This is a genomic window from Stenotrophomonas sp. YJH_SMC_21, from assembly GCF_059369555.1.
In genome coordinates this window covers 24203-34695 of record NZ_JCAFSU010000026.1, presented here as the reverse complement: position 1 = coordinate 34695, position 10493 = coordinate 24203, and the positions used below count along the sequence as shown (strand labels likewise).

7 protein-coding genes are annotated in these 10493 nt (G+C 66.1%); 2 read left to right on the top strand and 5 right to left on the bottom strand.

Annotated features, from left to right (window positions below):
• Positions 1 to 501: 501 nt before the first annotated feature.
• From AC5P67_RS20055 to AC5P67_RS20045, 3 genes are all read right to left on the bottom strand, one after another.
• Complete coding sequence (locus AC5P67_RS20055) at positions 502 to 969, bottom strand: hotdog fold domain-containing protein (RefSeq protein ID WP_005414241.1); 468 nt, start codon at positions 967 to 969, stop codon at positions 502 to 504.
• A gap of 76 nt (positions 970 to 1045) precedes the next feature.
• Entirely contained in the window at positions 1046 to 3523 is a 2478-nt protein-coding gene (locus AC5P67_RS20050) for an acyl-CoA dehydrogenase (protein ID WP_005410692.1), read from the bottom strand.
• Positions 3520 to 4437, bottom strand: coding sequence for an alpha/beta fold hydrolase (locus AC5P67_RS20045; RefSeq protein ID WP_005410691.1), 918 nt, complete (start codon positions 4435 to 4437; stop codon positions 3520 to 3522). Before AC5P67_RS20045 ends, AC5P67_RS20050 begins: the two co-directional genes overlap by 4 nt.
• Positions 4438 to 4578: 141 nt before the next feature.
• On the opposite strand from AC5P67_RS20045, the gene AC5P67_RS20040 reads away from it, so the two are divergent.
• On the top strand, positions 4579 to 5178 hold the full coding sequence (locus AC5P67_RS20040; RefSeq protein WP_005410690.1) for a TetR/AcrR family transcriptional regulator: 600 nt from the start codon (positions 4579 to 4581) through the stop codon (positions 5176 to 5178).
• A 230-nt stretch (positions 5179 to 5408) separates the two neighbouring features.
• Positions 5409 to 8366 (top strand): TonB-dependent receptor domain-containing protein, encoded by a 2958-nt coding sequence (locus AC5P67_RS20035; protein WP_495215147.1) that lies wholly within the window; start codon positions 5409 to 5411, stop codon positions 8364 to 8366.
• Positions 8367 to 8585: 219 nt separating this feature from the next.
• Here AC5P67_RS20035 and AC5P67_RS20030 read toward each other — a convergent pair whose 3' ends face one another.
• Both AC5P67_RS20030 and hslO read right to left on the bottom strand, forming a co-directional pair.
• On the bottom strand, positions 8586 to 9398 hold the full coding sequence (locus AC5P67_RS20030; RefSeq protein ID WP_495215149.1) for an XOO1806 family protein: 813 nt from the start codon (positions 9396 to 9398) through the stop codon (positions 8586 to 8588).
• Between the two features lie 149 nt (positions 9399 to 9547).
• The gene (gene hslO, locus AC5P67_RS20025) at positions 9548 to 10441 is read right to left on the bottom strand and encodes an Hsp33 family molecular chaperone HslO (RefSeq protein ID WP_005410687.1); all 894 of its coding nucleotides are present in this window, start codon (positions 10439 to 10441) and stop codon (positions 9548 to 9550) included.
• Between the last annotated feature and the right edge of the window lie 52 nt (positions 10442 to 10493).

Here is a 10493-nt window from a genome sequence, read left to right as displayed (position 1 = left end):
TGCAGGCCTCTTTGGCGACCTGCAGTTTGAAACGTGCGTCGTATCTGTTCATGTATCCCTCGGGGTTGGATCTGACGTCCAACTCCCGGGGGTCACTTCACCCTGGGGGCTTGGCCGCGGCATCCATGCCGCGGACACCCCTGCCCAGCCCATCCGCCCGACCCCGGACAGGTTCCGTGTGCGGCCAGCCCACGGAGAAGAAAAAGAAGATCAAGAGCAACAGCGGGTCGCTGCGCTCGTGGGTTCTGCGCGCATGAAAAAAGCGGCCAGTGGGCCGCTTTTGCTTTTGTTCTTATTTTTCTCTTGCGTTGGTGGACGCCGCAGAAATCTGTCAGAGGCTGGGGGCGGTGAGTTCGCGGGGGTGTCCGCGGCATGGATGCCGCGGCCAAGCCCCCAAGGACGGGTTCACGGCGTCCCCCGCGAACTCACCGCCCCCAGCCAAACCAAAGCTTTCCGCGATCAACCGTCCACCCACGAGGGGCTGCGCCGTTCGCCGGAACACTACTTCGCCGGCGACATCCACATGTCGATGACCGCGCTGAACACCTCCGTCCCCGCGCGGTCGCGCACACTCACCGTCACCGGCAGTGCATAGCCCTCGGCAGCGGCCACGATCGGCTGGGCCGGCAATGCCACCGCCTGCAGCGTGCCCCGTGCCTTGGCCAGGTACTGCACCTGCATCCCCTTCGGAATCCAGCGCATGCCCTTCGGCAGCGAGGCGTCGACCATCAGCCCGGCGGTCAGTTCGGCCAGGTTGCACATCGCGATCGCGTGCACCGTGCCGATGTGGTTGCGCACCCTGCGGCGGTCGGCCAGCGTGCCTTCGCAGCGGCCGTGTTCCAGGCGGGTGATGCGCGGCGCGATGCTGGCGAAGTAGGGCGCCTTGAAGCAGACCGCGCGCGAGAACAGCCAGGTGCCGGCAGGCCAGCGTTGCAGCCGGTGGTAGAGCGAGAGCAGAGGCGTGGACATGGTCGGTGTTCCGGTCGTCGGATAGAGCGACGGCGGGCCGAGGCCCGCCGTCGAAGGCAACGCGTATCGCGGGCGATCAGGCGGCCTGCGAATGCGGATCCTTGTGCTGGCGGTCGTAGTAGCTGGCCGCGCGCAGTTCGTGGGTGTCGAAGTCGTCCACGGTGATCGTATCCAGAGTCAGCGTGCGCAGCTCTTCCAGCAGGCTGCGCTCGTCCTGGGTGATCACGCCCTCGGCCACGGCTTCGTCCAGCTGGCTCTTGAAGTCCAGCGCCTCGATGCCCTTGCTCTTCAGCGCCTTCAGGAACTTGCGCTCCACCGGCTCGGCCATGATCGCCTTGCTCAGGTAGCTGTTGATGCGGCCACCCGGGTTGTTCTCGCACGGGGTCAGGAACACGCCACTGGCCAAGCGGTCGCGGGCTTCGTTCGGCGCCATCAGCAGGGCGGCGACGCGGCGGCTCAGGCGGTCGCCCGGGGCCTCGGCACGACGGCCCAGCGGGAAGATCAGCGCCCACATCAGCCAGCCGATCGGACGGATCGGGAAGTTGCGCAGGGCCGCCGACAGCGATTCCTCGATCTTGTGCACGCTGTCATGGAAGGCCCAGGCCAGCAGCGGCTGGTCGGCCTGCGGTGCGCCCTCGTCGTGGTAGCGCTTGAGCATGGCGCTGGTCATGTAGACGTGGCTCAGCACGTCGCCCAGGCGGCCGGACAGCGATTCCTTGAACTTCAGCTTGCCGCCGAGGGTCATCATCGAGATGTCGGCCATCAGCGCCAGGTTGGCCGAGTAACGGTCCAGCTTGCGGAAGTAGCGGCGGGTGTAGGCGTCACCCGGGGCGGCACCGAAGCGTGCCCCGGTCAGGCCGAACCAGAACGAGCGCACGGCATTGGAGATGCCGAAGCGGATGTGGCCGAACAGGCTGCGGTCGAAGTCCTGCAGGCCGGCACGGGTATCCGGATCCTGCGCGGCCTTCATTTCCTTCAGTACCCACGGGTGGCAGAGGATCGCACCCTGGCCGAAGATCAGCAGGCTGCGGGTCATGATGTTGGCGCCTTCCACGGTGATCGCGATCGGCGCGGCCTGCCAGCTGCGGCCGGCGAAGTTGCGCGGCCCCAGGATGATGCCCTTGCCGCCGATCACGTCCATCATGTCCGAGATCACTTCGCGGCTCATCGTGGTGCAGTGGTACTTGGCGATCGCCGACGGTACCGACGGCACGTCACCACGGTCGACTGCAGCAGCGGTGGCCTGCGACAGCGCGCTGATCTTGTACGCCTTGCCGCCGATGCGGGCCAGCGCTTCTTCCACGCCTTCGAAGCGGCCGACCGACAGACCGAACTGCTTGCGGATGCGTGCATAGGCGCCGGTCACGGCGGCACCGGCCTTGGCACCGCCGCTGGCGGTGGACGGCAGGGTGATCGAACGGCCCACGGCCAGGCACTCGTTGAGCATGTTCCAGCCCTTGCCGGCCATGGCCGCGCCACCGATCAGCTGGGTCAGCGGAATGAACACGTCCTTGCCGCGGATCGGGCCGTTCTGGAACGTCGAGTTCAGCGGGAAGTGGCGACGGCCGATTTCAACGCCGGCGGTGTCGCGCGGCAGCAGGCCCAGGGTGATGCCGATGTCGCGGGTGTCGCCGATCAGGCCATCCGGGTCGTACATGCGGAAGGCCAGGCCGATCAGCGAAGCGACCGGGGCCAGGGTGATGTAACGCTTGTCGAAGGTCAGCTTGACGCCGAGCACCTGCTCGCCGTTCCACTCGCCCCTGCAGACGATGCCGTAGTCCGGAATCGAGGTGGCGTCGGAGCCGGCGAACGGACCGGTCAGGCCGAAGCAGGGCACTTCGCGGCCATCGGCCAGGCGTGGCAGGTACTGGTCCTTCTGTTCCTGGGTGCCGTAATGCACCAGCAGTTCACCCGGGCCCAGCGAGTTGGGCACACCGACGGTGGAGCTGACCACCGAGGACACCGAGGCCAGCTTCTGGATCACCTTGTGGTGGGCCAGCGCAGAGAAGCCCAGGCCGCCATATTCCTTCGGGATGATCATGCCGAAGAACTTGTTCTTCTTGATGAAGGCCCACAGCTCCGGCGGCAGGTCAGCGTGGACGTGGGTGATTTCCCAGTCGTTGACCATCGTGCACAGCTCTTCGACCGGGCCATCGAGGAAGGCCTGTTCCTCGGCGGTCAGCTGCGGCTTGGGGTAATTGAGCAGGATGTTCCAGTCCGGATCACCGGTGAACAGTTCGCCCTCGAAGCCAACCGAGCCGGTTTCCAGCGCGATGCGCTCGGTCTGCGACAGCGGCGGCAGCACCTTGCGGAACACCTTCATCATCGGGCCGGTCAGCAGCGGCTTGCGGATGAACGGCAGCAGCAGCGGCACGGCGATGACGGCCAATACGGCGGCAGCCACGATCGTGGCGGTCTGGTTGACGTAGGGAATGAACCAGCAGGCGACCAGCAGGGCCACGCTGATCAGCGTCCAGGTAACCAGCCGCATGCGGTGGTAGGCGACGAACGCGCCTGCCAGCAGCAGGGCGAGGAAGGGAAGAACGATGCTCATGAGCGTGCTCCGGTGACGTGCTCGTTTGTGGCGGACGAAGCTGCAGCATCCGCTGCGGGCAACACGTCCAGATAGTCCAACACAGTAGCGGTAAAGGCGTCGTTGTCATCGCCGGCGACCATGTGCGTGGCCTGCGGCAGCTGTACATGACGCGCGTGCGGCGCCAACGCCAGGAATTCGGCCACGGTCTGTGGCGTGACCAGGTCGCTTCGGCCGCCGCTGACCAGCAGCAGCGGGCACTTCACCTGGCGTGCGGCCTCGGCCAGCGCATCCTGGTGCTGCTCGCTGTCGCGGGCCAGTTCGGCCACCAGGCGCGGGTCCCAGTGCCAACGCCAGCGGCCGTGGCCGTCCTCGCGCAGCAGTGCGCGCAGCGACTGCTCGGATTTGCGCGGACGGTGCGGCATGTAGGCCGAGATCACGTCGGCGGCCTGGGTGAGCGAGGCAAAGCCGTCGGGATGGGCGGTCATGAAGGCCAGGATGCGTTCAACACCGGCGGTATCCCAACGCGGGGTGATGTCCACCAGCACCATCGCCGAGAACAGGCCCGGCCAGCGCGATTCGGCCAGCAGGCCGAACAGGCCGCCCATCGAGGCTGCGACCAGCACCGGCGGGCGTGGCTGTTCCCCGGCCAGCACGATCAGGTCATCAGCGAACTGCTCGCCGTGATAGGGCAGTTCGGCAGAATTCCAGTCCGAATCGCCGTGGCCACGGGCGTCGTAGGCCAGCGTCTGCAGCCCCGCCGCAGACAGGGCCCGCGCGGTGGCGTTCCATGCGTGCCGGGTCTGGCCGAAGCCATGCGCGAACAACACGCGGCCACGGCGGCCGTGGTCGCTGGCGGTTGCGGCCAGGCGTGCGCCATGGGCGGCCTCCAGGCGAAGATCATGGAACGCAGCGGGAGTAGGGGACGTAACCATACTTGCTAGTATGGATCGCTTGCGAGGGAAGTCAATACTGCACGGTATGGTGCGCTGCGGCAGGTGCCCAGGCGGGCGTCGCGACGGTTTCGGCCGCAACCGCGTACTGCAACGAACCCCGGCGTATGGTTAAATCAGCCCATGAATCAACCTGACGCTTCCGCCGGCGAACCGCGCGCCGGCCGCAACAGCCGCCTGAGTGCCGAAGACTGGGCCCAGGCCGCTCTCGATCTGATTGCTGAACAAGGTGTGGGGGCCGTCGCGGTGGAACCGTTGGCGCGGCGCCTGGGTGTGACCAAGGGCAGTTTCTACTGGCACTTCCCCTCGCGTGATGCACTGCTGCAGGCGGCGCTGGAACGCTGGGAACTGTTCGAACAGGAACAGGTGTTCGGCAGCCTGGAGGACGTGCCGGATCCGCGCGTGCGCCTGCGCCAGCTGTTCCAGATGGTCGCGCACGAAGTGCAGCCGCACATCATCTACAGCGAACTGCTGAAGGCGCTGGACCACCCGATGGTGCGCCCGGTGATCGACCGCGTTTCGCAGCGCCGGCTCGACTATTTGGTTGCTTCGTTCCGCCAGGCCGGGCTCAGCTCCACCGATGCACGGCATCGCGCGCGCCTGGCCTATGCCGCCTACGTCGGCTTCCTGCAGCTGTCGCTGCAGCTGCAGCAACCCAAGCAGGCCCGCGAGGATTTCGAGGCCTATGTCGAGCATCTGATCGAGACGCTCATTCCCAGCTGAATGGGAGAATGGCGCCCTGCAAGTGCCGAATGCGCCTTGCAGGCGACCTCAATGCGCCAACGTATGTCGTGGTGAGGCTGGTTTCACGCGATTTGGGCATTTTCTTAACGACTCTTTAATTCCAGATCAAGTGTGGCTACTATCGGGTCACCAGCCGTTTTTTGTGCCTCCCTTTTGGGGCACGTCGGTTGGACTCAGCACACAACCCAAGATCCATGGAGAGAGAGCCCATGAAGTTGAACAGCAACAAGCTGCGCGATGCAGTGTGCGTTGCGCTGGCCGCCAGCGCCGCATCCGTTGCCGGTACCGGGGTGGCGTCTGCCCAGACCGCCACCAACCTGGACCGCATCGAAGTCACCGGTTCGCGCATCCGTACCGTCGACGTCGAAACCGCCCAGCCGGTCCTGACCCTCAACCGCGCTGACATCGAGAAGCAGGGCTTCTCGTCGGTCGCTGACATCCTGCAGAACATCAGCGCCGTGGGTACGCCGCCGATCAGCCGTGCCCAGCCGCTGTCCTCGGGCGAAGCCGTCGGCGGCACCTACATCAGCCTGCGTGACCTGGGCGCCACCCGCACCCTGGTGCTGCTCAACGGCAAGCGCCTGGGCATCACCACCGGTGGCCTGCAGGACATCTCGACCGTGCCGGTCTCGGCCATCGAGCGCATCGAAGTGCTGAAGGACGGCGCTTCGTCGATCTACGGTTCCGATGCCATCGCCGGCGTCATCAACATCATCACCCGTACCAACTTCGAAGGCGCCACCGGCAGCGTCTACTACGGCCAGTACAGTGAAGGCGACGGTGCCACCCGCACCATGGACTTCACCATGGGCGTGAAGGGTGAGCGCGGTTCGCTGACCATCGGTGCCGAGTACGCCAAGGAAGACAAGGTGCGGGCGGCCGATCGTCCGTACGGTGCGTTCCCGCGCAGCTCCAACCACCCGGACTTCGGTTGGACCACCGTCGGTGAGTTCGGCGGTTTCGTCAGCCGTCCGGCCGATGGCCTGCCGGGCGTCACCTATCCGGCCGCCAGCGCATCCAACCCGAACCGCGAAGTGCGCGTGATCCTGCGTGAGGGTGGCAACGCGAACAACAAGGCCGACTACGTCGCGCAGAACGTCAACAGCTTCTCCACCAAGGACAAGACCAACACCAACCTGCAGACCGACCTGCGTACCCCGCAGGAACGCCGTGCAGTGTTCGTCGATGGCATCTACGACCTGACCGACAACGTGCGCCTGCGCACCAACATGCTGTACAGCTTCCGCGATTCGAACCGCCAGATCGCCGGCTACCCGTACGGCGCACTGGCCTTCGGTTCGCCGATTTCGGCCAGCAGTGCGTTCAATCCGCTGGGTGCTGACATCGCCAACTGGTGGCGTCGTACTTCGGAAGTGCCGCGCAACACCCGCGCCGAGCTGACCACCTTCCGCTTCAGCGGCGGCCTGGAAGGCAGCTTCGAGTTCTCCGACCGCCTGTTCGACTGGGATGTCGGCTACCTGTACAACAACAACAAGCTGGTCCAGACCAGCATCGGCGACCTCAACCTGACCGCGCTGCGTGCGGCGGTGGGTCCGTCCTTCATCAACAGCAGCGGCGTGGCGCAGTGCGGTACCGTGGCCAACCCGATCGGGCTGAACCAGTGCGTGCCGTACAACCCGTTCCTGCACGCCGGCATCCAGAGCAACGGCGCCAACGGCGCATTGACCGGCAACACCGCCCTGCAGAACCTGCTGTTCCCGTCCGCGCACTCCACCGCCGAGACCACCACCAAGGTCATCACCGCCAACCTAGCCGGCAGCCTGTTCACCCTGCCTGCCGGCGACCTGGGCTTCGCCGTGGGTGTCGAGCACCGCAAGGAAACCGGCAGCTTCAGCCCGGACGCGCTGGTGCAGTCGGGCAACACCTCCGGCCTGGCCAACTTCCCCACCGGTGGTGGCTACAAGGTTGACGAAGTCTATGCCGAGTTCAACGTGCCGATCCTGGCCGACCTGCCGGGCGCCCGCGAGCTGAGCCTCAACGCGGCCACCCGCCATTCGGACTACGACACCTTCGGCACCACGCTGAACAGCAAGTTCGGCTTCAAGTGGAAGCCGATCGACTCGCTGCTCATCCGCGGTACCTGGGCGGAAGGCTTCCGTGCCCCGACCATCGCCGACCTGTACAGCGGCGGTTCGCAGTCGTTCGACTTCTTCACCGATCCGTGCGATTCGGTCTACGGTGCGGCGCGCACCAATCCTGCGGTGCGTGCCCGTTGCGCCGCCGCACTGCCGGCCGGCGTAAATGCAGCCAACTTCCGCCAGCAGCAGCAGGGCTTCACCCCGACCACCGCTGCATCGTCGCAGACCCCGCTGGCCTTCGTCTCCGGCTCCAACGACCAGCTGACCCCGGAAACCTCGACGTCCAAGACCCTGGGCTTCGTCTGGAGCCCGGGTTTCATCCAGAACTTCAACATGTCGCTGGACTGGTGGGAAATCCGCGTCGAGAACACCATCATCTCGGACACGGCCAACCTGATCCTCAACGACTGCTACATCAACGACATCGCGGCACGCTGCTCGGCGTTCACGCGTGACCCGGTGACCGGCATCGTCAACAACCTCAAGCGCACCGGCATCAACGCCGGTTACCGCGAGGTGGAAGGCTTCGACCTGGATGTCAGCTACCGCCTGCCGACCGATCGTTTCGGCAACTTCAGCGCGCAGTGGACCAGCACCTACACCTCGCGTGATGACCTGGTCACCACCAAGAACCCGGTCACCCACCCGAATCCCCGCACCGGCGTGGGCTGGGCGGGCGGCGCCTTCCGCGTGCGTTCGAACCTGAACCTGGGTTGGGAGATGGGTGACTTCGGCGCCAGCTGGACCGTCCGTTACTTCTCCGGCATGAAGGAATCGTGCCTGAGCGCCGTGACGTTCCCGGAAGAGTGCAACCTGCCGAACTACGCTTCGCCGAACAACCAGGGCGTGGCGGTGGGCAGCGCGACCAACCAGCGTGGCGCGACCGTGTTCAACGACGTCCAGCTGCGCTGGAACGCACCGTGGAATGCGACCGTGGCCGTGGGTGCCAACAACGTGTTCGGCCGCGTGGGCCCGACCATGTACAGCCAGCCGAGCGCGAACGTCTCCTACTACGGTGGCTTCGACATCGGTCGCTTCCTGTACATGAAGTACACCCAGCGCTTCTGATCGCGGCGTAATATGTACGTGTGACATGGCCACGCCCCGAAAGGGGCGTGGCTTTTTTCATGGGGCAGCCAGGCTTGATGGCGCAGGCCTTTGCGCAGCCGTGCTGGACCAGGCCGCGCACAGGCGCTTGCGCATCGCCGCGTGGTGGCGGCGAGGTGTCATTACGGGGATGGGCGAAGGGAGCGCGCGCGGAAACGTCGCGGTGAGGCGGCAGGGAGCTTACAGGTCCTGCTCGTAGCGCACGTACGGCACGGTGCCGTCGTCGTTGCTTTCGTTGCGTGGCGAGAACGGATTCTTGCCGCGGCTGATCACGTTCTCGGCGCCCACGGTGAGCTGGCCGGACCATGGCGTGCGCCAGGTCAGGCCGATACCCAGGCCTTCCCACTTGCCGGGCTTGCCGGGCACGTCGATGACGCGGCCGATGATGCTGCCGGTGAAATTGCCGTAGCCGGCGCCGATGCTCAGGCTCTTGCTGTCCCAGCGGTCGGCAATGGCCGGCGAGGCGTCGGCCAGCGGCACCAGGCGGGCCTTGGCGTAGGTGCCGGCGATGGACACGAAGCCTTCGCGGCCGATGTTCTTCTGCGCGAACACGGTCAGGTCATTCTGCTCGGCGCGCAGCGAAGGGGTCTTGTTCGGGCCTGCCAGCCATGCCGGCAGGGTTTCACGGCCGGTGCCGGCGGTGATGCCGAGGCGGCTGCTGCCACGGTTCAATGCGGCGGTGCCGGTGAAACGCCGGCTGTTGAGGTCGTCCTCGTCGCCGAGGCTGGCCAGCATGCAGTGGCTGGCCAGGCCGCTCATGTTGGTCCCGCTGCTGCTGCAGAGCAGGCCCAGCGAATCGCCGGAGGACAGGCCAAAGGCCGCATCCAGCGAGTTGCGGCCGAAATGCCAACGCGCCCCGGCCGCCTGTTCACCGGTCGGCTCCAGGTACAGCAGGGCCTCGACCTTGCCGCTGCCCTTGTTCCATACCGGCAGCACGGTGCGGGTGTCCTTGCTCTGCGCATGCACGCCCGTGATCGCGCCAAGGGCGATCATCATGGCCAGCGGTAGACGCAGGAAGGTACGCATCGGACCAGTTCAGACAGGGACGGACAACGGAAGTTCCCGTGGGGACGGGAACTTGATCCTAGGGTGTTTATGAATTCTTAACAAGCCTTGATCCTCCCCAGATACAAGACTGCCGTTCATTGAAGCCGTTCAGGCGCCGGTACAGCCCCCTGGGCGCCGTGGAACAGTATGCCGAACTCCGTCAATGGAAAGTGATACTCACGCCCGCAGAATTCGCAACGGACCTCGACGGCGCCGGTGTCTGCAGCCGCTGCACGGGCCTCTTCCTCACCCAGCGACTGCAGCATTGCCGCCACCCGCTCGCGGGAACAGGAGCAGGCAAAGGACAGCGGCTTTTCGCCCATCAGCGCCGGCTTCTCCTCGTGGAACAGGCGGTGCAGCAGCTGCTCGGCCGGGGTGGCCAGCAGTTCAGCCTTGCCCAGGGTCTCGAACAGGGCGCTGGCGCGCGCCCAGCCGTCCTCGTCGCCCTCGTCGCCCGGCAGCTTCTGCAGCAGCAGGCCGGCGGCACCATTGCGGTCGGCCGCCAGCAGCAGGCGGGTCGGCAGCTGCTCGGACTGGCGGAAGTAGTCCTCGAAGGCCTCGTCCAGTTCCGGCGCGGTCAGTCCGACCAGGCTCTGGTAGCGCTGGGGTTCACGCGGGTCCAGGCCGGGGTTCTCGATGGTGATGGCGAGGATCGCGTCATCGCCCAGGCTGGACAGGTCTCGCGGCGCGTCGCCGCCTTCGCTGAGCTGGGCGATGCCGCGCAGGGTGCCGGCGGCGGTGCATTCGGCGAACAGGGTGCGCAGGGCAGTGCTGCTGCGCAGCTGGATCGACAGGCGTCCATCGATCTTGGTATGGCCGGTGAACAGCGCCGAGGCCACGCAGGCCTCGCCGAGCAGTTCGGCGGCGGTATCCGGGTACTCGGCGTGGGACAGGATTTCCTGCCAGGTGGCCTGCAGGTGCACGTGGACGCCGCGGACGCCGGCGTCGGGGAGCAGGAAGCGGATCAGGGAATCGGAGTTGGCGGTCATCGGCTCACATCGCGCGTAAACGGGGGCAGTTGCCGGATAATGCGCCGACAAC

Coding starts and splice junctions, on each gene's coding strand:
- AC5P67_RS20040 (WP_005410690.1), top strand. CDS start 4,579: ATGAATCAACCTGACGCTTCCGCCGGCGAACCGCGCGCCGGCCGCAAC.
- AC5P67_RS20050 (WP_005410692.1), bottom strand. CDS start 3,523: ATGAGCATCGTTCTTCCCTTCCTCGCCCTGCTGCTGGCAGGCGCGTTC.
- AC5P67_RS20055 (WP_005414241.1), bottom strand. CDS start 969: ATGTCCACGCCTCTGCTCTCGCTCTACCACCGGCTGCAACGCTGGCCT.
- hslO (WP_005410687.1), bottom strand. CDS start 10,441: ATGACCGCCAACTCCGATTCCCTGATCCGCTTCCTGCTCCCCGACGCC.
- AC5P67_RS20035 (WP_495215147.1), top strand. CDS start 5,409: ATGAAGTTGAACAGCAACAAGCTGCGCGATGCAGTGTGCGTTGCGCTG.
- AC5P67_RS20030 (WP_495215149.1), bottom strand. CDS start 9,398: ATGATCGCCCTTGGCGCGATCACGGGCGTGCATGCGCAGAGCAAGGAC.
- AC5P67_RS20045 (WP_005410691.1), bottom strand. CDS start 4,437: ATGGTTACGTCCCCTACTCCCGCTGCGTTCCATGATCTTCGCCTGGAG.